A 25,323-nucleotide genomic window follows, 5' to 3' on the forward strand; every position below is an offset into this window, starting at 1 on the left:
CGGCAGGACAGAGGGGGGCGCGAAGGAATGAGACTTGCGATCTCTTCCGCTACCCCTTCTCCGCCGTTCCGTCCAGATACTGCGTCAGCGCACAGACCAGGTGGTAGAAGATGCTGGCCGGCACGTCGGTCGCCAGCGAGCGGCCGCGCTCGTCGATGCGGTCGATCCACAAGCCGAGCGGGGCCGGATCTATGTGCCAGCGAAAAAGGCGGCCGACGCGCGCTTCGATCTCGGGCTTGAGGTCCGGCCCGCCCGAGCCGTCGAGCGCGATTGCCGCCTTGATCGCTTCGGCCTGCGGCCAGCTTCGCGAGACCGTGTCGAGCGGCAGGCCCTGGCGCGAGACCGCGCCATAGGCGAGGCCGGTGGCGCGGTTGAGGCCATTGGCAACGGCCGAGGCATAGAGCTTGCGGGCGAAGGCGGTGAGTTCGCCCTGGCCGCTGCGAGCGGCGAAATCGACCAGCAGCGACGCCCATTCGAAGTGATGGCCAGGCTCGGTCCAGCTCCGCTTGTCGCCTGCCGCCGGTTTCCAGCCGTCGTCGAAATATTCACCCAGTGTCCAGCTCTCGGCATCGAAGAAATGGCTACGGAAAAGATCGATGATGCGCGCCGCGCGGCGCAGATAGACGCGCTCGCCCGTCGCCTTGTGCCAGGCGAGGAAGGCCTCGAGCAGATGCATGTGCGGATTGGAGCGCCGTTCCTCCGCGCCGTCGGAGGTTTCCAGAAAGCCGGTCAGGCGGTCATCTTCCAGATGCGCGTCGAGGAAGGCGAATGTCTCTCCTGCGAGCCGCAACGCGTCGGGATGGCCCGACATATGGGCGTGGGCGAGCGCCAGAAGCACGCAGGAATGGTCGTAGGCATCCTCGACCGGATCGGCGACCGAGCCGTCGATGTTGAGCGTGCGCACCCAGCCGCCGCGATCGGTGCGGCCCTGCCCCGCCATGAAGTCGATGCCGTGCGCAATCAGCCGGTCGGCCGGGCCGTCCCAGCCGCGCTCCTTGGCGACCGCGAAGGCATAGACCTGACGCGCCTGCGTGCGCATGCGCTTGGGTTTCATCAGCGGCGCGGCGTCGAAGCCCAGCGCCTCGTGGAAGCCGCCATGGCGTTCGTCGACGCCAAGCGTCGACCATAGCGGCAGCGTCTCCTCGAACAGCCAGTGGCGCACGCGCCGCCGCCAGGCGCCGCTCTCGATGACGCGATCATGCGCCGGCGTGAACCTTGTTTCGAGCCGGCCGGATTTCTCCAGTTGCTCGACGATCTTCTTGACGTGCTGGCTGTGGCTGACCGGCGCGACGAAGGTGGCGTCGGCCGTGGAGACGATCGCCACGTCCTTCATGCCGATGGCCGACAGCAGCCGACCCTCGCTGCGGATATAGGAGTTCTCGCAATCGATGGCGACGACGTCTCCAACGATGACGTTGCCGCCCTTGTCGGACGGGCCGACATCGAGCAGCGACTGCCAGGAGCCGAGATCGTTCCAGCGGAAACTGGCGGGCACCATGGCGATGTCTTTCGCGCGTTCCATGATGGCGTAGTCGATCGAGGTCGACGGGATAGCGGAATAGAGTTCCAGCGGCATGTAGAGACCGGACAGATCGCTGGTCGCCGTCTTGTAGGCGGCCTCCGTCGCCTGCCAGATTTTCGGCTCATGAGCCGCGAAGGCGTCGCGCATGGCGCCGGCGCGGAATAGGAAGATGCCGGTGTTCCAGTAGAAGCTGCCGGCGTCGACATAGGCCTGCGCGGTGGCGAGATCCGGCTTCTCGACGAAGCGCGAGACGTCGAAGACGCCGTCCTGGCCTGCCCCGACCTCGATATAGCCATAGCCGGTCTCGGGCTGGGTCGGCTTGAGGCCGAACACCACGAGCCGGCCGGCATTTGCCGCGCCCGCGCCCGCCTCGATGCTTTGCCAGAACTGGCCCGGCGTCGATATCTCGTGATCCGACGGCACCACCAGCACCAGCTCGTCGCCATAGTCGGAGAGCGTGCGCAGGCTGGCCAGCGCCACGGCGGCGGCCGTGTTACGGCCCGTCGGCTCGAACAGCGGCCCGCCGCCGGCCAGATCGATGCCGGCAAGGTCGGCATGGACGCGGTCGGCGTGACGCTCCGAGGCGATCAGGAAGATGGGCGTCCCACCGTCGGGCCGCGCCGCCAGCCGGCGCAAAGTCTTGGCCAGCATCGAGCCGTCGCCCGAGAAATCGTGGAACTGCTTGGGATTGTCCTCGCGCGACAGCGGCCACAGCCGCGAACCGACGCCGCCGCTCATGACGAAACTGACGATGCGCTGGTTCATGAACGACCCTGTCAAAAGTCCGGCTCCCTTGGGTCGGACTTACGACAAAAGCCTTTAAGCCCACCTTTACCTCACAACCAAATCCTATGCCATTCGGGCAAGCTCCGCGAAAGAAAGGAAATGCGACAGAAGGACTGCCATTGCCGCTTGCAGGATCGGAAAGCGGCAGCTATAAGCCCGCGGTCTGGTCACGGAGTGTAGCGCAGTCTGGTAGCGCACCTCGTTCGGGACGAGGGGGTCGCAGGTTCAAATCCTGCCACTCCGACCAGTTTCAAGCTCCCGAGAAATCCCCTGAAAGCCTTGCGCCACAACGGTTTGCGCCGCTTCGGTGATGGGAACAAGCAGAGAACATGGACGACCGTGAGACCGTCTCACGTCTCACCTGAGACTTTGGGCGTTCTCCTGGCGTTCAGGCGACCTCGCGATGCAGCTTCTCGTCGATCTGTTGAGGCGCTGCATGGCCGCGTAAGGCAGCGTGAGGATGGGACTGTTGAGGCGGAGCCGCAGAGCGGTTAATTGAGGGAATGACGTTCAAGTTTATAGCCATTTCGATCGCGACGCTGCTTCTGGCAGGCTGCTCGTCGACCACCGCGTCGATCGGCCCGGCGAAATACGACAAAATGAACTGCCCCGAGCTCAACAATGCGGTCGGCGACACCGCGACCGATATTTCACGCACCGCAATCGCTCGCGGCAAGGTCGCCAACACCAGCGTGCCGACATGGCTGCTCGGCGGCGAGCGCGTGAAGACGGCGGTCGCCAATCGCGAAACCGCGCGGATCGATAGGCTGCAGCAACAGCAGCAGGCGATCGTCGCGACGCGGGACCAGAGGTGCCCGTCCTCGCAGTGAGGCGAGCGAGATTAAGCTTACCCGGCTTCAAGCGCTCATACGGAACCGTGCCGTATCGATCGCGGCGTTCATCAGTGTCTGGGTGTAGGCTTCGCGCGGATTGTCGAAGATTTCTTGCGTCGGCCCTTCCTCGACAATCTTTCCCTGCTTCATGACGATGATGTAATCGGCCATGGCGCGGACCACCGCGAGGTCATGGCTGATGAAGAGGTAGGACAGCTCGTGGTCGGCCTGAAGCTTGCGCAACAGCTCGACGATCTGCTTCTGCACGGAACGGTCGAGCGCCGAGGTCGGCTCGTCGAGCACCACCACTTTCGGCTTCAGGATCATGGCGCGGGCAATGGCGATGCGCTGGCGTTGGCCGCCGGAGAACTCGTGCGGGTAGCGGTTGCGCGCATTGGGATCGAGGCCGACCTCGCGCAACGCCTCGACGGCGCGCTGGTCGCGCTGCTTGCCGGTCAATGAGGGCTCGTGCACCAAAAGTCCCTCGGTGATCACTTGGCCGACGGTCATGCGGGGCGACAACGAGCCGAACGGATCCTGGAAGACCAGCTGCAATTCGCGCCTGAGCGGCCGCATCGCCTGGCGGTCCGCGTCCGAAATGTCGCGGTCGCCAAAGCGGATCACGCCGTCGCTGGGCAAGAGCCTGAGCAGCGCGCGGCCAAGCGTCGACTTGCCTGAACCGGACTCGCCGACGATGCCGATCGTCTGGTTACGCTTCAGCCGGATCGAGATCCTGTCCACCGCGCGCAGCATCAGCGGCTCGCCGCCAAGGAAGCCGCCGCCGATCTTGAAGACGACTTCGACATTGCGGCCTTCGAGCAGCACCGGCGCACTGGCGGGCGGCGCCGCCTTGGCGCCCGTCGGCTCGGCCGCTAGCAGCATCTTCGTGTAGGCATGCTGCGGATTGGCGAAGAGCGCTTCGGCATCGCCCTCCTCCACCACCTCGCCCAGGCGCATGACATAGACGCGGTCGGCGAAGCGGCGCACGATGCCGAGGTCGTGGGTGATGAAGACGATGGCCATGCCGAGCTTGCGCTGCAGTTCGGCAAGCAGCATCAGAATCTGCGCCTGGATGGTGACGTCGAGCGCCGTCGTCGGTTCGTCGGCGATCAGGATGTCCGGATCGTTGGCCAAGGCCATCGCGATCATGACGCGCTGGCGCTGGCCGCCCGACATCTCGTGCGGATAGGATTTCATCCGCCGTTCGGGATCGGGGATGTGCACCAGCCTCAGGAGCTTCAGCGCTTCCTCCCGCGCGGCCGCCGCGGAGAGCCCGCGATGCCGGCGGATCGGCTCGATCAGCTGGTTGCCGATGGTGTAGAGCGGGTCGAGCGAGGTCATCGGCTCCTGGAAGATCATGCTGATCTTCCGGCCGCGCACCTGGTTCAGCTCGCTCTTTGACATCGTCAGGAGATTGCGACCGCGGTAGTCGACCTGGCCGGTCGCCTCGCCATTGGAAGAAAGCAGGCTCATCGCCGCCATCATCGTCTGGCTCTTGCCGGAACCGGATTCGCCGACGACGGCGACCGTCTCGCCGGCATTGACCTTGATGTTGATGCCCTTGACCGCCTCGACCGTGCCGTCGAGGGTCTGGAAGCGGACGCGCAGGTCCTTGACGCTGAGGATCGTTTCGGAAGCAGTCATCTCAGCGATCCTTGGGGTCAAGCGCGTCGCGCAGGCCGTCGCCGACGAAATTCAGGGCGAACAGCGTCGAGACGAGGAAGAAGGCCGGGAACAGAAGCAGCCAGTTGGCGTAGCCGATGTTCTTGGCGCCGACCGAGATCAGCACGCCCCAGCTGGTCATCGGCTCCTGCACGCCCAGACCGAGGAAGGACAGGAAGCTCTCCAGGATGATGACCTGCGGCACCAAGAGCGTCATGTAGATGACGACCGGGCCAAGCAGGTTGGGGATGACATGGCGCAGCAGGATGCCGCGCTGGCCGACGCCCATGGCCTCCGCCGCCTGGACATATTCCTGCCTGCGGATCGACAGCGCCTGGCCGCGCACGATGCGCGCCATGTCGAGCCACAACACAGCGCCAACCGCCAGAAACATCAGCACGAAGTTGCGGCCGAAAAACACCACCAGCATGATGACGAAGAAGATGAACGGCAGCGAATAGAGCACGTCGACAATGCGCATCATCACCTCGTCGACCTTGCCGCCGGAGAAGCCCGCGGTCGCGCCGTAGATGACGCCGATGACGCCGGCGACGACGCCGGCGAGCAGGCCGATGGCCAAAGAGATGCGTCCGGCCATCAGCGTGCGCGAAAGCAGGTCGCGGCCGGTGTTGTCGGTGCCGAAGAAGAAATATTGCTGCTTCACGGCCGAGCTCATCGTCACTTCGAGGCCGTCGGGCGACTTGTTCTCGATCCTGGTGTCGTCGAAGGCGTCGGAGCGGTCGAGATAGCGGATGTTGCGGTCGTCGATCGGCTTGGTCGAGGTGACGGTGACGATGACGCGATTGCCGTCCTGATGCCATTCCTTGATGTCGGCGCGCATGCGCTTGATGGCATCGCCCAGCGCACCCTGGATCATGTCGGGTTTCGGATAGGCCGAAAAGCTCGGCGGCATGCGCACATAGTCGCCATAGATGGTGGTGTATGCATGCGGCACGACCCACGGACCGCAAATGCTGATGATGGCGATGAAGGCCAGGTAATAGAGGCTGAGCATCGCGGCGCGGTTGCGTTTGAGCCGCGCCCAGGCATTGCCCCAGAGCGAGCGGCCGACGATCGGCTCGGGCACGGCGACAGCGAGGTCAGTCATAGCGCACCCTCGGATCGACGACCGCATAGAGCAGGTCGACGATCAGGTTGAAGACGATGGTGAAGAGCGCGATCACCACCACGGTTCCCATGACAAGCGTGTAGTCGCGGTTGAGGGCTGCATCGACGAAGTAGCGGCCGACTCCGGGTATGGAGAAGATCGTCTCGACGATGATCGAGCCGGTCAACAGCGCGGCCGCCGCCGGGCCGGTGAAGGAGACGATCGGCAGCACGGCGCCGCGCAGCGCGTGCTTGACCACCACCGACCAGTCGGACAGGCCGAGCGCGCGGGCGGTGCGGATATGGTGCGAACGCAGGCTCTCGATCATGGAGCCGCGCATCAGGCGAGCGACGATTGCGATCTGCGGCAAGGCCAGCGTCAGCACCGGACCGACTTTGTTGATCAAGGCGCCGTCGCCCCAGCCGCCGATCGGCAACAGCTTCCAGGACAGCCCGAAGACGAGCTGGATCACCGGCGCGATGACGAAGGTCGGGATGGTGCTGCCTGCCGTGGCCAAGGCGATCACTGAATAATCGCCTATCTTGTTCTGGTTGAGCGCGGCGATGGTGCCCAGGATCGAGCCCAGCAGCAGCGCCAGCACCAGAGCCGAGGTGCCGATCTGTACCGAGATCGGCAGGCCCTTGGCGAAGAGTTCGGTGACGGTGAAATCCGGCAAATTGTAGCTCGGGCCGAAACTGCCGCGCAAAAGATTGCCGAGATAGTGGACATATTGCAGCCAGAGCGGATCGTTGAGGCCGAACTGGGCTTCGAGATTGGCCCTGATCTCGGGGCTCAAGCCCCGCTCCTGGTTGAACGGGCCGCCTGGCGCGACGCGGATCAGGAAAAACGCCACCGTCACGATGACGAACAGCGTCGGGATGGCGGTCAACAGCCGCCGGAAGACATAACGCAGCATCGGCGCCCCGCTTCAGCCAGGGCGACAGGCTCTCCAGTCGAAGATCCGTGGCGCGCCGGCATCTCTGATCTTCGCACCGGGCAGCCCGAAAATCCAATCCGACTTTCGGCCCGGCACGACGACAGACCGCGACCGCCGCTCCCAAAAGAGCGGCGGCACGGCCAAGGTTTCTTGTCAGTCCTTGGAGATGAAGCGGGACGGATGAATGTCCATCACATTGTCGTCGAAGCCATGCAGCTTCGAGGAAACGATGTCGTGGTAGCTGTAGTAGAGAAGCGGGATCTCGCCGACGTCGTCGACGAGGATGCGCTCGGCTGCGGCGAGGTCCTTCATGCGGTCCTCGGGCTTGCCGCCTGCGGCGGCCGCCTTGTCCATGGCGGCTTCATAGGCAGGGCTGTTGTAGTTCGAGTAGTTGTTGCCGCTCGCCTTGCGCGAGATGCCGAGGAAGGTCTCGGGATCCTTGTAGTCGGCGATCCAGGCGGCACGGGCGACGTCGTAGTTGCCCTTTTGCTCGAGGAAGCTGTAATGGGTCTTGGTGTCGGTGTTGAGCAGCGTCACCTCGACACCGAGCGGCTTCAGCTGTTCCTGGATGGCGACAGCCGTGTTCTTATGGTTCTCCGAGGTGTTGTAGCGGATCTCCATCTTCAACGGATGCTCGGGTGTATAGCCTAGCTTTTCCAGGATCTTCTTGGCCGCATCCTCGCGGTCGATCTGCGGCATGTCGGCGTATTTGGCCAGTGCCGGCGTGTAGCCCTCGATGCCCGGGGGCACCATCGAATATCCGGGCAGCATCGAGTTCTGCCAGACCTTCTCGGCGAGGAAGTCGCGGTCGATCGCCATCGAGATGGCGTTGCGCAACTCTACATTGTCCCAAGGAGCCTTGTCGGTCTTGACCGCGTAATAATAAGTGCCGAGATACGGCCCGACACGGACCTGGTCGCCGAATTTGGTTTTGAGATCGGCGAGCTGCTCGGTCGGCAGGTCGCCGTAGCTGTCGAGTTCGCCTGCCTCGAAACGCTTCATCGCCGACGAGCGATCCTCGGTCGGGATATAGTTGACCACGTCGAGCTTGACGCTCGCGGCGTCCCAGAACTTCGGGTTCTTGACCAATTTCATATGGTCGTTGGGAACCCACTCCGCCAGCGTATAGGCGCCATTGGAGACCAGCTTGCCCGGCTTGATCCAGTCGGCGCCGAGCTTGTCCATGGACGCCTTGTTGACCGGATAGGTCGCCTGGTGGGTCAGCATCTCCAGGAAATAGGGCGTCGGAGCCTTCAGCGTGACTTCAAGCGTGTTGGCGTCGATCGCCTTCACGCCCATATCCTCGGCCTTGCCTTTCTTGGTGTTGAAATCCTCGGCGCCCTTCACCGGATAGAGCATCGAGGCGTATTCTGCAGCGGTGGCCGGATCTTCCAGTCGATGGAACGAAAAGACGAAGTCGTCGGCCGTCACCGGGGTGCCGTCCGACCAGAGGCCGTCCTTGCGCAGCTTGAAGGTGTAGACGGTGCCGTCATCCGACACCGTCCAGCTTTCGGCGGCGCCCGGAATGAGGTTCGTCTTCTGGTCATGCATGACGAGGCCCTGGAACAGGTCGCGTATGATATCGGCTTCGTAGACCGTCGACGTCTTGTGCGGATCGACCGTCTCCGCCTCGGCGGCGGCGCCGCGGTTGTAGACGGTCTCGGCGAAGGCAGGCGTGTAGAATGTGCCGGCGGCCAAGGCCAATGTGGTGGCGAACACCGTCGCCTTCAGCATGTCTTTCAGCATGAAGTTTCTCCCTGTCGGCGCAGCCCCTCAGCCGCGCCTTCTTAAGTTTTGACACCTCGGAACCGTTGAAACGGCCCCGTTTCAGGCGCGCCGCCGGTTCCTTCCGGCGGCTGGTGGCAGGAGACTAGACAGAGCGAAATCTTATTTCAACCATTGCCTGCTTGACGCAAAGTGAGCGCCATAACGCTAAAACAGCGAAACCTAAAGCTTAGAGCTTGCTTTCAACTTGGCACACCTGCCGGTTGTTCCAGCTGTTTTCTGTTTTTGCAGGCGGCCTTTGGCATTCTCCGCGCCATGCTGAAGAACCGAAAATTGCTTGTTCCGTGGTCTCGTTTCCGGGCTGACGCCACGGGCACGTCGGCAATCGAATTTGCCATGCTGGCGCCGGTCTTCATCCTGCTTCTGCTCGGCATGGTTGCATATGGGATTTATTTCGGCGCCAGCCATTCGGTGCAGCAGATCGCCGCCGACGCGGCGCGCACCGCGATTGCCGGCCTCAACCAGACCGAGCGGCAGGCGCTGGTTACCGATTTCATCACTCACGATGTCTCGGGTTATCCGTTCGTCGACGCCAACAAGCTGACCGTCAACGCGCAGGACAGCGCCGTCGACGGCAGCCAGTTCGTCGTCTCGGTCACCTACGATGCGCGCAACCTGCCGATCTGGAACCTGTTTCGGACGCTGCCGTTGCCGGGCACGACGATCCAACGTCAATCGACGATCCGCGTCGGAGGCATATGATGCCGATCAAGGGGGGATTGATGGCGGCGACGCGACGGCTGCTCGCCGACCGGAGCGCGAATTTCGCCGTCATGACCGCGCTGTGCACGCCGGTGGCGCTGGCGCTGACCGCCTTCGCGATCGACGAAGGTTCCCTTTACAACGAGCGCCGCGCCGCGCAGTCGATCGTCGACCTTGCCGCCATCACCGCGGCCTCGAACATCACCAACGCCCAGCAGGCGGTGCTGACCGCGCTCAGCGACAACGGCATCACCTCGGTCGCCGTGCAGCGACAGGGCACGACGGTGGCGCCGACCGCCAGCAAGGCCGTCGTCCAGGTCGTGCCGGGTCGCTACACGGGCATCAGCACCATTGCCGCCGGCAGCCGTTTCGAGGCGGGCAAGCTGCCCTACAATGCGGTCCAGGTAACGCTCAAGAAGCAGGGTACGCTTTATTTCGCCGGCTCGATCATGGCGCCGCCCACTCTCGGCACGACCGCTATCGCCAGCGCGCAGCCGCAGGCGGCTTTTTCGGTCGGCTCGCGGCTCGCCAGCCTCAATGGCGGCATTCTCAACGCGCTTCTCGGCGGCCTTCTCGGCGGCAACATCTCGCTCAGCGTGATGGACTACAATTCACTGGTGTCGGCCGATGTCGACGTTCTTTCGTTCACCGATGCTCTGGCGACGCAACTGCATCTGACCGGCGTTTCCTACAACGACGTGCTCGCCTCCAAAGCAACGATCGGCCAGATCGCCACGGCAATGGCCAATGTGCCGGGGCTCGACCGCACAGCCAAACTCGCTCTGCAGACCATGGCCTCCAGCGCCACCAATACGGTCAGGATACCGCTCAGCACCCTCATCGATCTCGGCTCCGTCGGCGATCTCGGCATCGGGCAAAAGCCGGCCGGCCTCAACGTGACAGCCAGCGCGCTCAGCATGCTCACCGCGGCTGCCGCTCTGGCCAATGGCACGAATCAGGTCGCGGTCAATCTCGGCGCCACCATACCGGGGCTGGCATCGACGACGCTTGCGATCGCCGTCGGCGAGCCGATGCAGAACTCGGCCTGGCTGGCTGTGGGAGAGGCAGGCACCGTGGTGCGCACGGCGCAGACCCGCATCAAACTCAACGCCGATGTCACTGTCGGCAACTCCAATCTCGGCGGCGGCACCAGTCTTGTCGCCGTCCACCTGCCGCTCAATGTCGAAGTGGCCTATGCCGAAGCCAAGCTGACCGACATAACCTGCCCGACCGGGCCGTCGAGCATCAATGTCTCGATCGCCGCGCAGCCTGGCGTCGTCTCTGCGCATCTCGCCAACAGTAATGCCAGCGGCTTTGCCGACTTCGCCCAGCCGCAGTCCTTCTCCAACGCCGATATCGCGGAACTGAGGCTGTTGCTCATCCCGTTGCTGCAGGTGACAGGCTCGTCGGCCTTCTCGGTCACCAATATGGCGCCGACGAACCTGACCTTCAGCGCCACCGATATCGCCAACAAAACGATCAAGACGGTGTCGACGAAGAACCTGACGCAGTCGCTCACGACATCGCTGGTCAACAACCTGTCGCTTTCGATCAATGCGCTGGGGCTAGGCCTCAATGTGACCGCCCTGCTCGGCACGGTGAAACCGGCGGTAGCGACGCTGCTTAACGGCGTGACCGCGCCGGTCGACGACCTCCTCTACAATGTGCTTGGAGCTCTGGGCGTCCATGTCGGCGAGGCCGACGTGCGCGTGACCGGCGCGACCTGCGGACGCTCGGTGCTGGTGCAGTAAGACAACCGTCAGCCAATCCTGCCGACGAAACTGCCCAGAGGCGCCAGCGCCAGCACGCTGTCCTCGACAACACCGGTAAGAATGCCGGCGGCGTCAACGTCAAATGCCGCTATCTCGGCCTCGCCGATCTCGGTGGGCAGCGCCCAGCCTGTTGCCTCGGTCGAGAAATTAAAAACGCAAAGCAGCCTTTCGCCGTCGCGCTCACGGAGGAAAGCAAGCACATCGCCCTCGGCATCGAGAAAGCGGATCGAGCCTTGGATCAGTGCCGGATGGCTCTTGCGCAAGGCGAGGATCGACCGATAGGCGGCAAGCACCGACCGCTCCTCGCCATTCTGAACGTCGACCGCCCGGGCGCGATGCGCCTGTGGCACCGGCAGCCAAGGCTTGGCCGTGGAGAAGCCGCCATTGTCCGCCTCTGCCTGCCAGACCATCGGCGTGCGGCAGCCGTCCCTGCCCTTCACGCCGGGCCAGAAGCGGATGCCGACGGGATCGCGCAGATCCTCATAGGCTAGCTCCGCCTCCTCCAGCCCCAGTTCCTCGCCCTGGTAGAGGCAGATCGAACCGCGCAGGCAGGCAAGCAGCGCGATCGAGAACTTCGCCACCGCGTCCGGGCTCTCGCCAGGCCGCGTCCAGCGGCTGACATGGCGCACGACGTCATGATTGGAAAAGGCCCAGCAGACCCAGCCGTCCGGGGCAGTTGTCTCGAACGCCTCGACGCAGCCGCGCACATGGGCGGCGGAAAATTGCGGGCTGAGCAGGTCGAACGTGTAGCACATCTGCAATTTGTCGCCGCCCGATACGTAGGCGGCGAGCGTCTGCAAGGAGCGCTCCTCGTCACCCACCTCGCCGACCGCGGCGCGGTCGGGATATTCGTCGAGCAGCGCGCGGAAACGCTTCAGGAAGTCGAGGTTTTCGGGACGCGTCTTGTCGAAAAGATGCTCCTGGAAGGCGTAGGTGCTGGTGGCGCCATTGGTGCCGGCCACACTTGCGGCCAAGGGCGGGTTGTCGCGCAGCCAGCGGTCGTGGACATAGTAGTTGACCGTGTCCAGCCGGAAGCCGTCGACGCCGCGTTCCAGCCAGAAGCGCACGGTGTCCAAAAGCGCGTCCTGAACGTCCGGATTGTGGAAGTTCAGATCCGGCTGAGCGGCGAGGAAATTGTGCATGTAGTATTGCCGGCGGGTAGCGTCCCATTCCCAGGCCGGCCCGCCGAACAGCGATTGCCAGTTGTTGGGCGCGCTGCCATCCGGCCTGGCGTCGGCCCAGACATACCAGTCCGCCTTGGCATTGTCGCGGCTGGCCCGGCTTTCGACGAACCATTCATGCTTGTCCGACGAATGCGAGATCACCTGGTCGATGATGAGCTTCAGGCCGAGCCGATGCGCCTCGGCGAGTAGCACGTCGAAATCTTCCAGGCTGCCGAACATCGGATCGACGTCGCGATAGTCGGATACATCGTAGCCCATGTCGGCCATCGGTGACTTGAAGAAGGGCGACAGCCAGACGGCGTCGACGCCGAGCGACGCGACATGGGCGAGCCGCGCGGTGATGCCCTTGAGGTCGCCGCTGCCGTCGCCGGTCGTGTCCTGGAAGGAGCGTGGATAGACCTGATAGATGATGCAGCCGCGCCACCATGCGCTTCCTTGCCCGGAATTTTCGGCAGCCATCACAAGCCCTTCCCGTTGCGCGATTGAGCGGCACGCCGCTCGATCATGAAATTGACGCTGCGGCCGGGCAGCGGCCGCGCAAGATCAACCGGCTGCGCCTCGATCGCCGGGCGCCACTCGTAGCCGTTCCGGACCGGCAAGGTGAAGACGCATTGCCGGCGATCGCCATTGATCATGACGGCAAGGCGGCCGCCCTCGTTGTCGCCGAGCAACATGACGAGGCGATGTCGATCGGGATCGTTCCACTCCGTCTCGCCGAGCGGCGCGCCCGTCTCCGTCAACCACTCGACATCCGGAATGGCCGAAGCATGGGCCGGCTTTCCGGTCAGGAAATGCGTGTCCGACAGCGCGGGAAAGGCACGACGCATTGCAGAGAGCGATGAGGCATATCGCTCCAACGCCTGATCGCGGCCGGCCCAGTCCAGCCAGGTGATGGCGTTGTCCTGCGCATAGGCGTTGTTGTTGCCTTTTTGAGTGCGGCCGAACTCGTCGCCGGCGGCCAGCATGATGGTGCCGCGCGAGGCGAAGAGCGTCGCCAGCAGCGCGCGCTGGTCGTCGAAGCGCGCCTTGGCAATCGCCGCGTCGTCCGTCTCGCCCTCGGCGCCGTTGTTCCATGACAAATTGTCGTTGTGGCCGTCGCGATTGTGCTCGCCATTGGCCTCATTGTGCTTGCGCTCATAGGCGACGATGTCGGCGAGCGTCATGCCGTCATGCGCGGCGATGAAATTGACCGTGCGGCTCGCCGGTTGGCCTTCCCTGCCGAAGACATCGGAGGAACCCGCAAGCCGGGTGGCCAAGGCGCCGGTCGCGCCGGTATCGCCGCGCCAGAAGCGCCTGGCATCGTCGCGGTAGCGATCGTTCCATTCCAGATATGGCGGCCGGAAATTGCCGAGCTGGTAGCCGTTCGGACCGATGTCCCATGGCTCGGCGATCAGCACGCGGTCGGCGAGCCCGGGATCGCCGGCGATGGCCCGAAGCAGCGGCGCTTCCGGGTCGAAGGCGCCGTCGACGCGGCCGAGCACCGGCGCCAGATCGAAGCGGAAGCCGTCGACGCCGGCCAAGCTGACGAAGTGGCGCAGCGTATCGAGCACCATCTCGCGCATCACCGGATGATCGCAGTCGACAGTGTTGCCGGTGCCGGTGTCGTTGACCAGGCTGCCGTCCTGCCGATGCCGGTAGTAAGCCAGCGCATCCAGTCCGCGCAGCGACAAAGTCGGCCCGAGCCGGTCGCTTTCGCCGGTGTGGTTGAAGACGAGGTCGAGGATGGTGCCGATGCCGGCCTGGCGCAGAGCAGCGACAGTGTCGCGCAGTTCCTTGAGACCGCCGGGCGCGAGGCGCGGATCGAGCGCCATGAAGGTGACGGGATTGTAGCCCCAGGCGTTGCTCAGCCCCAATGGCGGCAGGTGCCGCTCGTCGATCGACGCGGTGACCGGCATCAATTCGACGGCCGACACACCGAGACGCTTCAGGTGCTCGATGATGGCCGCATGGGCGAGTGCCGCGATGGTGCCGCGCTGGGTTTCCGGCACGTCCGGATGCAGCTTGGTGAAGGAGCGGACATTGATCTCGTAGATCAGCCCGCCTGGCCGGAACAGCGGCGGCTGGGGCGGCACCGGTTTGGGCAGCGAACGCGCGATCGCCTTCGGCACCAGCGGAGCGGTGTCGGCGCCTTCGTTGCGTTTGGCGGCAAGCCGCCAATGATATTGGTATGGACGATCGACCTCGACGGCATAGGGGTCGGCGAGAAGCTTTTTCGGGTCGAACCACAGGCCGCGCTCCGGTGCATAGTCGCCGTCGGCGCGGAAGCCGTAACGCGCGCCGTCGCCAAGGCCGGAGACAAGGAGCGCGTGCACGCCCCCGCCTTCCGGGTTAAGCTCCAGCCGGTCGATCTCGCGCGCGCCGCTGTCGTCGAAAAGCGAGACCCACAGGCGTCTCGCCGATGACGACCAGGCGGCAAAGCGGATACCTTCGGGGGTGATGGTGGCGCCGAGGGTCATGCGAGCGCCTCCCCTTCTCCCCTTGTGGGAGAAGGTGGATCGGCGCGCAGCGCCGAGACGGATGAGGGGTGTTGGAAGAAATGAGGCGGCGGCGATGCGAGCGCCGGTTTGGGCCAAGCTGGAGCACCCCTCATCCGTCGCCTTCGGCGACACCTTCTCCCACAAGGGGAGAAGGGGGAGTCGCGCCACACCACCCTCAAGTAATCACGCTCGGCTTGTTGCGGCCGGTGTGGCTCTTGATGCCGGCGATGTCGTCGGCGGCGGCGATGAGATCCGCGAGCGCTTCCTGCGTGTCGAGGTCGTGCCTTGCCTTGTCCGGCTCGTAGCGCTCGATGTAGAGGCGCAGCGTCGCCCCTGACGTGCCGGTGCCGGAGAGGCGCAGCACGACGCGCGAGCCGCCCTCGAACAGGATGCGAATGCCCTGGTGCTCGCTGACCGAGCCGTCGACCGGGTCGTGATAGGCAAAATCGTCGGCCTTGGCGATCTTGAGGCCGCGCACGCTGGTGCCGGGCAGCGAGCCCAGCTTGGCGCGTAACTCGTCGACCAGCGCATTGGCGCGATCGCTCTCGACCTCCTCATAGTCGTGGCGCGAATAATAGTTGCGCCCGTAGGTCTCCCAGTGCCCGGTTACGATGTCCTTGCAGCTCTCGCCGCGCGCGGCGAGGATGTTGAGCCACAGAAGCACGGCCCACAGGCCATCCTTCTCGCGCACATGGTTGGAGCCGGTGCCGGCGCTTTCCTCGCCGCAGATGGTGGCCATGCCGGCATCGAGCAGGTTGCCGAAGAACTTCCAGCCGGTCGGCGTCTCATAGATGCCGATGCCGAGCTTTTCGGCGACGCGGTCGGCGGCGCCGCTGGTCGGCATGGAGCGGGCAATGCCTTTCAGGCCGTCCTTGTAGCCCGGCGCCAGTTTGGCATTGGCGGCAAGCATCGCCACCGAGTCCGACGGCGTGACGAAGATGCCTCTGCCGATGATCAGGTTGCGGTCGCCGTCACCATCCGAAGCCGCGCCGAAATCCGGCGCGTCCGGCCCCATCATCTCGTCATAGAGGTGCTTTGCGTGCACCAGGTTCGGGTCCGGGTGGTGGCCGCCGAAATCGGGCAGCGGCTTGAAGTTGCGGCAGGTGCCGTCCGGCGCGCCGAGCCGGCGTTCGAGGATCTCCTTGGCATAGGGGCCGGTCACCGCATGCATGGCGTCGAAGCGCATGCGGAAGCCCGATTTGAAGAGCTTCCTCAGCGCGTCGAAGTCGAACAGGCTTTCCATCAGTTCGGCATAGTCCTTGACCGGGTCGCAGATCTCGACCGTCATGTCGCCGGCCTTGACGGTGCCGATGGTGTCGATGTCGATGGCACCGATATCGGCGATCTTGAAGCTCTTGATCTCTTTCGACTTGGCAAAGATCGTGTCGGTGATCTTTTCCGGCGCCGGGCCGCCATTGCCGGCATTGTACTTGATGCCGAAATCCTCGTGCGGGCCGCCCGGATTGTGGCTGGCCGACAGGATGATGCCGCCGAAAGTCTTGTATTTGCGGATGATGTTGGAGGCGGCCGGCGTCGAGAGAATCCCGCCCTGCCCGACCATCACCTTGCCGAAGCCGTTGCCGGCGGCAATCGCGATGGCCTTCTGGATGACCTCGCGATTGTAGAAGCGGCCGTCGCCGCCGATCACCAGCGTCTTGCCCTGAAAACCGTCCAGCGCATCGAAGATCGACTGGATGAAGTTCTCGGCATAGTGCTCCTGCTGGAACACCGGCACCTTCTTGCGCAAACCGGAGGTACCCGGCTTCTGGTCGGTATAGGGTTTGGTGGGGACGGTTTTGATCATGCCTCAGGCAGCCCTTTTTGAAAGCAGCAAGCGATAGAGTTCGACATATTTTTCGGCGCTCTTGTCCCAGGAGACATCGGCCTTCATGCCCTGGCGCTGGATCGAGGCCCAGGTCGCGGGCCGCGCATGCTGCTCGACCAGCCGCTGGATGGCATGGAGCATCGCGGCACCATTGTTGGGCGCGAACTGGAAGCCGGTGGCGACGCCGGCCGACAAGGCGGCCTCGTTGGCGTCGATGATGGTGTCGGCCAGACCGCCCGTCCTGGCGACGACCGGCACGCAGCCATAGCGCAGGCCATAGAGCTGAGTCAGCCCGCAAGGCTCGAAGCGCGAGGGGATGATGATGGCGTCGCAGCCGCCCTGCATGACGTGCGAAAGGTCTTCGTCGTAACCAACGACGACGCCGACGCGGCCGCGATGGCGGGCGGCGGCGGCGAGCAGCGTGCCTTCGAGGCCGGCGTCGCCGGAGCCGAGGATCGCCAGCCGCGCGCCGGCGGCGACGATGCCGTCGACGACCGCGGCCAGGATGTCCATGCCCTTCTGCCAGGTCAGCCGGCTGATGACGCAGACGATCGGGCTGCCATCCGCTTCCAGGCCGAAGCGCTCTTCGACCGCCTTGCGGTTCTTGCCGCGCGCCGCAAGCGTCTCGGCCGAATAATTGGCGACCAGATGCTTGTCGGTCTGCGGATTCCAGATGTCGACGTCGATGCCGTTGACGATGCCATAGAGATCGGTGGAGCGCATGTTTATCAGCCCGTCGAGACCCATGCCGAATTCGGGCAAGCGGATTTCCTGCGCATAGGTTGGGCTGACCGTAGTGATGGCCCAGGCGGCTTGCAGGCCGGCCTTGAGAAAGCCGACGCCGCCATAATATTCGACGCCGTCGAGCTGCATCGCCACGCTCGGCAGGCCGAGCTCGCCGAAGATGCCCGCGCCGAACTGACCCTGGAAGGCGAGGTTGTGCACGGTGATCAGCGACGGCACGCCGACCGCCTTGCCGTAGCGCATATAGGCAAGCGTCATCGCCGACTGCCAGTCATGGGCATGCACGATGTCGGGCTGGTAACCGGAGATCGCGCCGCCGGCAATGTCGCCGCCGGCCTGGCTGAGCGCGGCGAAGCGGCGCCAGTTGTCCGGCCAGTCGGCGCCGGAGGCGGTGCCGTAAGGGCCGCCCTGGCGATCGAAGAGATGCGGCGCGTCCAAAACGAAGAGATCGAGATCGCCGATCTTGACGGCATGGATCGAAGCCTTAGCGCCCTGCAGCAGCGGATAATGGTAGACCGCCTTCTTCTTGGCGAAGGCCGCCATCACCACGGGATAGCCGGGAACCAGAGTGCGCATCGCCACGCCCTTGCCGGCAAGCGCGATAGGCAAGGCGCCGGCGACGTCGGCAAGGCCGCCGGTCTTGACCAGCGGGAAGATTTCGGGCGTGACCGACAGAACCTGCATGCGCTCCACATTCCGATCTCAAGATGACAGCTCAAAGTGACAATCTGTTGATCTAGTCGTCAGCTTGCTGATCGACCCGTCAGCTTGCTGATCGACCCGTCAGCTTGCTGATCGACCCGTCAGCTTGCTGATCGACCTGGCAGCTTGCCGATCGAGCCTATCAGGCCGACAGCTTGCCGATCGAGCCTACGGGGTCGACAACTTGTTTATCGACCCTACGGGGTCGACAGCTTGTTGATCATGTCCTGCGTGATGAGGCAGATGCCCTTTTCCGAAACGCGAAAACGCTTGGCGTCGAGCGCCGGATCCTCGCCCACCACCAGTCCTTCCGGGATGTGGACGCCGTGATCGATGACGACGCGCTTGAGGCTCGCGTTCCGGCCGACCTGGACGTCGGGCAGCATCACCACTTCCTCGAGCTTGGAATAGGAATTGATGCGCGCGCCGGTAAAGATCAGGCTGCGGCGCAGCGAGGCGCCGGAAACGATGCAGTCGCCGGAGACCAGCGAGGAGATCGCCTCGCCGCGGCGGCCGTCCTCGTCATGCACGAACTTTGCCGGCGGCTTCAACTCGGCATAGGTCCAGATCGGCCAGTCGCGGTCGTAGAGGTCGAGCTCGGGCGTGATATCGGTGAGGTCGATATTGGCTTCCCAATAGGCGTCCACAGTTCCGACGTCGCGCCAATAGGGTTCGGCCTCGTGCGAGGAACGCACGCAGGATTTTGCGAAGCGGTGGGCGATCGCCTTACCGTGCTGCACGATATAGGGGATGATGTCCTTGCCGAAGTCGCGGCTGGAGCCGGGTTCGGCGGCGTCGCGGCGCAGCTGCTCCATCAGGAACTTGGTCTTGAAGACATAGATGCCCATCGAGGCCAGGGCGAATTCCGGCTTGTCCGGAATGCCGGGCGGATCGGCCGGCTTTTCGACGAAAGCGATGATGTTGTCCTTCTTGTCGACATGCATGACGCCGAAGCCGGTCGCCTCCATGCGCGGCACTTCCAGGCAGCCGACGGTGACGTCGGCGCCGGCGTCGACATGCTGGCGCAGCATCAGTTCGTAATCCATCTTATAGATGTGGTCGCCGGCGAGAATAACCATGTATTCGGGGCCGTAGGCCTCGATGATGTCGATGTTCTGGTAGACGGCGTCGGCCGTGCCTTCATACCACTGCGTTTCCGAGACGCGCTGCGATGCAGGCAGGATGTCGAAGCTTTCGTTTCGCTCGGGCCGCAGGAAGTTCCAGCCGCGCTGCAGGTGGCGGATCAGCGAGTGCGCCTTATACTGGGTGGCGACGCCGAGGCGGCGGATGCCGGAGTTGAGCGCATTGGAGAGGGCGAAATCGATGATGCGCGTCTTGCCGCCGAAATAGACCGCCGGCTTGGCGCGCCGGTCGGTCAGCTCCCTGAGGCGGCTGCCGCGGCCGCCGGCCAGCACATAGGCCATGGCATCGCGTGCCAGCGGCTGGGTTCTTCTGATCTCTGCCATTCTGTTACCCTCCCAAACAAGCTGCCCGGACTGTGCAAGAGCAGGATGAGACATCATCTGCTTCAATCCGTGACGAATTCCAGCATGATCGTCGACAGCGGCGGCAAAAGCATCGTCGCCGATACGCCGCCTCCTTCCCCGCTTGCCTCGACCATGCCGCTATTGCCCATGCCGGAGCCGCCATAGACCTCGGCGTCGGTATTGATGATCTCGCGCCATTTTCCTGCCTTTGGCAGCGGCACGCGATAGTTCTCGCGCGGCACCGGCGTGAAATTGGAGACGACGGCTATCGAATTGCCGTCCGGCGCGCTGCGCAGCCAGGCGAAGACCGAATTGTCGCGGTCGTCGACGATCAGCCAGGAGAAGCCCTCCGGCTCGCAGTCGCGCGCATGCAGCGCCGGGCGCGAACGATAGAGATAGTTCAGGTCGCGCACCGTCTGCCAGACGCCGCGGTGCGGCGCGAATTCGAGCAGGTCCCAGTCGAGCGCGCGTTCCTCGCTCCACTCGCGGCGCTGGGCGAATTCCTGGCCCATGAACAGGAGCTTCTTGCCGGGATAGCCCCACATGAAGGCGTAATAGGCGCGCAGCGTGGCGAACTTCTGCCAGTCGTCGCCTGCCATCTTGTGGAGCAGGGTGCCTTTGCCGTGCACGACCTCGTCATGCGAAAGCGGCAGCACGAAATTTTCCGAGAAGGCGTAGACCAGGCCGAAGGTGATGTCGTTGTGATGATGCTTGCGGAAGATCGGCTCCTTGGAGAGATACTCCAGCGTGTCGTGCATGAAGCCCATGTTCCACTTGAAGCCGAAGCCGAGGCCGCCTTCATGCACGGGTCGCGACACTTTCGGCCATGAGGTCGATTCCTCGGCGATCGTCATCACGCCGGGGTGGTGGCCGTAGACCTCCTTGTTCATCTTCTGCAGGAAGCTGACGGCCTGCAGGTTCTCGCGCCCGCCCTTCTCATTGGGGATCCACTCGCCGGCCTTGCGCGAATAATCGAGGTAGAGCATCGAGGCGACCGCGTCGACGCGCAAGCCGTCGACATGGTATTTCTCGGCCCAGAACAGCGCGTTGTTGACCAGGAACGACACCACCTCGCGGCGGCCGAAATTGTAGATGGCCGTGTTCCAGTCCGGGTGGAAACCCTGGCGCGGGTCGGCATGCTCGTAGAGCGCCGTGCCGTCGAAATGGACCAGGCCATGCTCGTCGACTGGGAAATGCGCCGGCACCCAGTCGAGGATGACGCCGACGCCGGCGCGGTGCGCGCCGTCGACGAAGCGGGCGAAGCCATCGGGGTCGCCGAAGCGGGCTGTCGGCGCATAAAGCCCGGTGGTCTGGTAGCCCCAGGATGGGTCGTAGGGGTGCTCCGAGATCGGCAGGAACTCGATATGGGTGAAGCCGGTGTCGGCCACATAGGGGATCAGCCGTGCGGCGAGCTCGTCCCAGGAGAGGAACGTACCGTCGTCGCGGCGTTGCCAGGAGCCGGCATGGACCTCGTAAATCGAGATCGCCTCGCGCCGGGGATCGGCTTTCTGCCAATAGCCGCGATGCGCCTCGTCGCCCCATTGATGCGCGATGGGCGGCGCCGTCACCGAGGCGGTCGCCGGCCGCAGTTCCGACTCGAAGGCGAACGGATCGGCCTTGAGCGGCAGGCGCACGCCGTCGGGGCCGATGATCTCGAACTTATAGGGCCGGCCCGCGCCGAGATCGGGAATGAACAATTCCCAGATGCCGGTGTCCTTGCGGTCGCGCATGGTGTGTCGGCGGCCGTCCCATTCGTTAAAGGCGCCGACCACGGAGACGCGCCGTGCGTTGGGCGCCCAGACCGCGAAATGCACGCCGGTGGCGCCCTCGTGTTCGACAATGTGCGCGCCGAGCTTGTCGAAGAGCCTGAGATGCGAGCCTTCGGCCATGTAATAGTCGTCCATCGGACCGAGCACCGGGCCGAAGGAATAGGGATCGGTCAGCCACCAATCGCCGCCGGCATTCCTGGCGTGATAGCGCAGCGGCTGGCGCTTGCGGATCGAGACCTTGCCCTCGAAGAAGCCGGCATCGTCGCTGCGGGAAAGCTCGCCGACCTCCTTGCCGGTCAGCGTGTAGGCGGTGACGAATTCGGCATTGGGCACGAAGCAGCGGGCAATGAAGCCCTTGCCGGCTTCATGCACGCCCAGGACCGCGAAAGGATCGCCATGCGTTCCGGCGACAATCGCCGCGACATCGCCGGCTGGCGCCAGTCCGTCCGGCCCGCTTGTCGCAGCGGTCGCGCGCGGCTTCCTCATCAAACGGTCGCCCTCCCCGGGCACCTTGTTCTGGCGCATGCCTCGCTCCGGCATGCGCTGTTCTTTGTCTTGGTGCATGTCGTGGTCCCAAAACCGCTACGCACTTTTGGGCGACATGCATCTGGCCACATTCTTTGTGGCTCATGCAATCATATCAGACGGGCACGTTCCAGATGTCTTTCGCATATTGGCGGATTGTGCGGTCGGACGAGAACCAGCCGACGCGGGCGACGTTGCGGATGGCGCGCGCGTACCAGTCGGGGCTGTTGCGCCACACGGCATCGACCTCGCGCTGGCAGGCGGCGTAGGAATCGAAGTCGGCCGCCACCATGAACCAGTCGCTCTGGTAGAGGCCGTTCATCAGGTCGCGATAGCGGTCGGGATCGTCGGGTGAGAAGACGCCGGAGGAAATGGCCGATACCGCCTGCGCCAGCTCGGACGAGGTCTCGATCACACCGCGCGGATTGTAGCCATTGTTGCGCCGCTCGGCGACCTCCGCGGTGGTGAGGCCGAAGATGAAGATGTTGTCGTCGCCGACATGTTCCTTGATCTCGACATTGGCGCCGTCGAGCGTGCCGATGGTCAAGGCGCCGTTCAGCGCGAATTTCATGTTGCCGGTGCCCGAAGCTTCCATGCCGGCGGTCGAAATCTGCTCGGAGAGATCGGCGGCCGGCATCAGCACCTCGGCCAGGCTGACATTGTAGTTCGGCACGAACACCACCTTCAGCAGGCCGCGCACCGACGGATCGCCATTGATGACCTTCGCGACGTCGTTGGCCAGCTTGATGATCAGCTTGGCGTTGTGATAGCTGGGCGCCGCCTTGCCGCCGAAGATCTTGACGCGCGGCATCCAGTCCCGTTCCGGATGCGAGCGAATTTGATCGTACAGCGCGATCGCTTCCAGTATGTTGAGCAGCTGGCGCTTGTATTCGTGGATGCGCTTGACCTGGATGTCGAACAGCGCCGACGGATCGAGCCTGATGCCGAGCCGGTCGGCGACAAGATTGGCGAGCCGCGCCTTATTCTGCCGCTTCACGGCGGCGAATTTCTCACGGAAAGCCGCGTCATCGGCGAGCGGATCGAGATCCCTGATCGCCTCGATGTCGTCCATGAAGCGGTCGCCGATCGCCTCGCGGGCAAGTGAGGTCAGGCCGGGATTGCACTGGATCAGCCAGCGCCTGGGCGTGATGCCGTTGGTCTTGTTGTTGATGCGATAGGGATAGAGCTTGTGGAGATCGGCGAACACCGTCTCCTTCATCAGCTCTGTGTGGAGCGCCGAGACGCCGTTGATCGAATGCGAGCCGACAAAGGCCAGATTGCCCATGCGCACGCGGCGGTCGCCATTTTCCTGGATCAGTGAGATGCGGGCGATCTGATCGCCCGAGAACTGGTTGGTGGCGCGGGCCTCGAGCAGCACCTGCGCATTGATGGCGTAGACGATCTGCATGTGGCGCGGCAGCAGACGCTCGAACAGCGGCACCGGCCAGCTTTCAAGCGCCTCGGGCAACAGCGTGTGGTTGGTGTAGCCGAAGGTGCGCTTGGTGATGTCCCAGGCCTGGTCGAAATCCATGCCGTGGACGTCCATCAGGAGCCGCATCAGCTCCGGCACGGCGACCGCGGGATGGGTGTCGTTCAAGTGGATCGCCGCCTTGTCGGGCAGCGATTTCAGGTCGCCATACTGGCTCAAATGACGCTGCACGATGTCCTGCAGCGAGGCGGTGGAGAAGAAATATTCCTGCCGTAGCCTGAGTTCCTGGCCGGCCATGTGGGAATCGGCAGGATAAAGCACGCGCGACAGCGCGTCGGCCTTGTTGCTTTCGGCCAGCGCGCCGATGTGGTCGCCCGCGTTGAACTTGTCGAGCAGGATTGGGTCGATCGGCATGCCGGACCAGAGTCTCAGCGTGTTGACGCGCCTAGCGCGCCAGCCGGCTACCGGCGTGTCGTAGGCGACGGCGAGCACATGCTCGGTCGGCTTCCAGACGTGGCGTTCGAGCCGGCCTTCCTTCGAGGTGATCGATTCCACCGAGCCGCCGAAGCCGACCTCGAAGGAACGCTCGCGCCGTTCGAACTCCCAGGGATTGCCGTGATCGAGCCAGGTCTCCGGCAGCTCAACCTGCCAGCCGCCGTGGATTTCCTGGCGGAACATGCCGTTGGCGTAGCGGATGCCGTAGCCATGGGCGGGAATATCGACGGTCGCCATGCTTTCCATGAAGCAGGCGGCGAGACGGCCGAGGCCGCCATTGCCGAGTGCGGCGTCCGGTTCGAGCCCCGCGATCAGGTCGAGATCGACGCCGAGGGAGGACAGCGCCTCACGCATGTTCTCCATCAGGCCGAGATTGGAGAAGGCGTCACGCATCAGGCGCCCGATCAGGAATTCAAGCGAAAGGTAATAGACGCGTTTTTCCTGCTGGTCGTAGGCTTCCCTGGTCGCCTGCATCCAGTGGTCGACGACGCGGTCGCGCACCACCTTGATCGAAGCGGTCAGCCAGTCATAGGGCGTGGCGACGGTTGTGTCCTTGCCGACTCGGTATTTGAGCGACATCAAGACTTCTTCGGCGAGCGTCTTGGGGTCGGGATTGTCGAGAACAGGGACTTCGATCGTCATGGCGGATGTCATGCTGCCTCTCGTTCAACTGGCCTGATCATAGCGGCTTTCACCGTTCCTCCCAGCCCATCTTAGTGCGTTGCAGCATAGGTTCAATCGATTTACTTAACCGACCCATCAGCCCGCCTGCGGCAACAGGGACATGTCGTAGGGATCAAGCCGCCAGCGCGTCCTCCGGCGGCTTCTTGGCGCCAGTCATCAGCGCCACCGCATCTGACATGGAAATCTGCTTAGGATCGACGACGCAGAGACGCCTTCCAAGCCGGTGGATGTGGATGCGGTCCGCCACCTCGAAGACATGCGGCATGTTGTGCGAGATCAAAACGATCGGCAGGCCCCGCTTCTTGACGTCCAGAATCAGCTCAAGCACGCGGCGGCTTTCCTTCACGCCAAGGGCGGCCGTCGGCTCGTCCATGATCACCACTTTCGAGCCGAAGGCGGCAGCACGCGCCACCGCCACACCCTGGCGCTGGCCACCCGAAAGCGTCTCCACCGCCTGGCTGATGTTCTGGATGGTCATCAGGCCGAGCTCCGTGAGCTTGTCGCGAGCACGCTTCTCCATCGCCGGGCGGTCGAGCATGCGCAGCCAGCTGCCAAGCGGACCTGGCTTGCGTATCTCGCGGCCGAGAAACATGTTGTCGGCGATCGAAAGCGCCGGCGACAGAGCGAGGTTCTGGTAGACGGTTTCGATGCCGGCTTCCCGGGCCTCCATCGGCGACTTGAAGGCAACGGGCTTGCCTTCAAGGCGGATTTCACCTTCGTCGGGCACGGCCGCGCCGGAAATCGCCTTGATCAGCGATGATTTTCCAGCGCCGTTGTCGCCGATCACGGCGAGGATTTCGCCCGGATAGAGGTCGAAATCGGCATTGTCGAGGGCGGTAACGCGGCCATAGCGCTTGATGAGGCCGCGCGCTGTGAGAATGGGCTCCTGGGTCAT

At 64.0% G+C, this 25,323-nt stretch carries 16 protein-coding genes and 1 tRNA gene; 4 read left to right on the forward strand and 13 right to left on the reverse strand.

The window, feature by feature from the left end; all coding sequences use genetic code 11:
- Nucleotides 1–49: 49 nt before the first annotated feature.
- Nucleotides 50–2,287 (reverse strand): AGE family epimerase/isomerase, encoded by a 2,238-nt coding sequence (locus FJW05_RS20245; RefSeq protein WP_140635156.1) that lies wholly within the window; start codon nucleotides 2,285–2,287, stop codon nucleotides 50–52.
- 191 nt (nucleotides 2,288–2,478) lie between these two features.
- On the opposite strand from FJW05_RS20245, the gene FJW05_RS20250 reads away from it, so the two are divergent.
- Nucleotides 2,479–2,555, forward strand: a tRNA-Pro gene (locus tag FJW05_RS20250).
- Between the two features lie 256 nt (nucleotides 2,556–2,811).
- Nucleotides 2,812–3,138: a hypothetical protein gene (locus tag FJW05_RS20255; RefSeq protein WP_140635158.1), complete on the forward strand. Its 327-nt coding sequence runs from the start codon at nucleotides 2,812–2,814 to the stop codon at nucleotides 3,136–3,138.
- Nucleotides 3,139–3,165: 27 nt separating this feature from the next.
- On the opposite strand, the gene FJW05_RS20260 is transcribed toward FJW05_RS20255, so the two are convergent.
- The 4 genes from FJW05_RS20260 to FJW05_RS20275 all read right to left on the reverse strand — a co-directional run bounded on the left by FJW05_RS20260 (nucleotide 3,166) and on the right by FJW05_RS20275 (nucleotide 8,594).
- Nucleotides 3,166–4,785, reverse strand: coding sequence for an ABC transporter ATP-binding protein (locus FJW05_RS20260; RefSeq protein WP_140635160.1), 1,620 nt, complete (start codon nucleotides 4,783–4,785; stop codon nucleotides 3,166–3,168).
- A 1-nt stretch (nucleotide 4,786) separates the two neighbouring features.
- On the reverse strand, nucleotides 4,787–5,911 hold the full coding sequence (locus FJW05_RS20265; protein ID WP_140635162.1) for an ABC transporter permease subunit: 1,125 nt from the start codon (nucleotides 5,909–5,911) through the stop codon (nucleotides 4,787–4,789).
- Entirely contained in the window at nucleotides 5,904–6,827 is a 924-nt protein-coding gene (locus FJW05_RS20270) for an ABC transporter permease subunit (protein ID WP_140635164.1), read from the reverse strand. The genes FJW05_RS20265 and FJW05_RS20270 overlap by 8 nt, the downstream gene beginning before the upstream one ends.
- A gap of 174 nt (nucleotides 6,828–7,001) precedes the next feature.
- Nucleotides 7,002–8,594: a peptide ABC transporter substrate-binding protein gene (locus FJW05_RS20275; protein WP_140541605.1), complete on the reverse strand. Its 1,593-nt coding sequence runs from the start codon at nucleotides 8,592–8,594 to the stop codon at nucleotides 7,002–7,004.
- Nucleotides 8,595–8,969: 375 nt separating this feature from the next.
- On the opposite strand from FJW05_RS20275, the gene FJW05_RS20280 reads away from it, so the two are divergent.
- Both FJW05_RS20280 and FJW05_RS20285 read left to right on the forward strand, forming a co-directional pair.
- A complete protein-coding gene (locus FJW05_RS20280; protein ID WP_245340453.1) occupies nucleotides 8,970–9,335 on the forward strand; it encodes a TadE/TadG family type IV pilus assembly protein in 366 nt (121 codons plus the stop codon).
- Entirely contained in the window at nucleotides 9,332–11,086 is a 1,755-nt protein-coding gene (locus tag FJW05_RS20285) for a TadG family pilus assembly protein (protein WP_140635166.1), read from the forward strand. The genes FJW05_RS20280 and FJW05_RS20285 overlap by 4 nt, the downstream gene beginning before the upstream one ends.
- A gap of 8 nt (nucleotides 11,087–11,094) precedes the next feature.
- Here FJW05_RS20285 and FJW05_RS20290 read toward each other — a convergent pair whose 3' ends face one another.
- The 8 genes from FJW05_RS20290 to FJW05_RS20325 form a co-directional block, all read right to left on the reverse strand.
- Nucleotides 11,095–12,750, reverse strand: coding sequence for an alpha-glucosidase family protein (locus FJW05_RS20290; protein WP_140635168.1), 1,656 nt, complete (start codon nucleotides 12,748–12,750; stop codon nucleotides 11,095–11,097).
- A complete protein-coding gene (gene glgX / locus FJW05_RS20295; protein ID WP_140635170.1) occupies nucleotides 12,750–14,747 on the reverse strand; it encodes a glycogen debranching protein GlgX in 1,998 nt (665 codons plus the stop codon). Before glgX ends, FJW05_RS20290 begins: the two co-directional genes overlap by 1 nt.
- A gap of 196 nt (nucleotides 14,748–14,943) precedes the next feature.
- A complete protein-coding gene (locus FJW05_RS20300) occupies nucleotides 14,944–16,572 on the reverse strand; it encodes an alpha-D-glucose phosphate-specific phosphoglucomutase (RefSeq protein WP_140635171.1) in 1,629 nt (542 codons plus the stop codon).
- Between the two features lie 3 nt (nucleotides 16,573–16,575).
- A complete protein-coding gene (glgA, locus tag FJW05_RS20305) occupies nucleotides 16,576–18,021 on the reverse strand; it encodes a glycogen synthase GlgA (RefSeq protein ID WP_140635173.1) in 1,446 nt (481 codons plus the stop codon).
- 215 nt (nucleotides 18,022–18,236) lie between these two features.
- The gene (glgC, locus tag FJW05_RS20310) at nucleotides 18,237–19,505 is read right to left on the reverse strand and encodes a glucose-1-phosphate adenylyltransferase (RefSeq protein ID WP_140635175.1); all 1,269 of its coding nucleotides are present in this window, start codon (nucleotides 19,503–19,505) and stop codon (nucleotides 18,237–18,239) included.
- A 62-nt stretch (nucleotides 19,506–19,567) separates the two neighbouring features.
- Nucleotides 19,568–21,781: a 1,4-alpha-glucan branching protein GlgB gene (glgB, locus tag FJW05_RS20315; protein WP_140635309.1), complete on the reverse strand. Its 2,214-nt coding sequence runs from the start codon at nucleotides 21,779–21,781 to the stop codon at nucleotides 19,568–19,570.
- 154 nt (nucleotides 21,782–21,935) lie between these two features.
- The gene (locus tag FJW05_RS20320) at nucleotides 21,936–24,398 is read right to left on the reverse strand and encodes a glycogen/starch/alpha-glucan phosphorylase (RefSeq protein ID WP_140635177.1); all 2,463 of its coding nucleotides are present in this window, start codon (nucleotides 24,396–24,398) and stop codon (nucleotides 21,936–21,938) included.
- 142 nt (nucleotides 24,399–24,540) lie between these two features.
- Nucleotides 24,541–25,323, reverse strand: a complete 783-nt coding sequence (locus FJW05_RS20325; RefSeq protein WP_176477005.1) for an ATP-binding cassette domain-containing protein — start codon at nucleotides 25,321–25,323, stop codon at nucleotides 24,541–24,543.

The sequence above is a fragment of the Mesorhizobium sp. B2-9-1 genome (genome assembly GCF_006439455.1).
Lineage (GTDB): Bacteria > Pseudomonadota > Alphaproteobacteria > Rhizobiales > Rhizobiaceae > Mesorhizobium.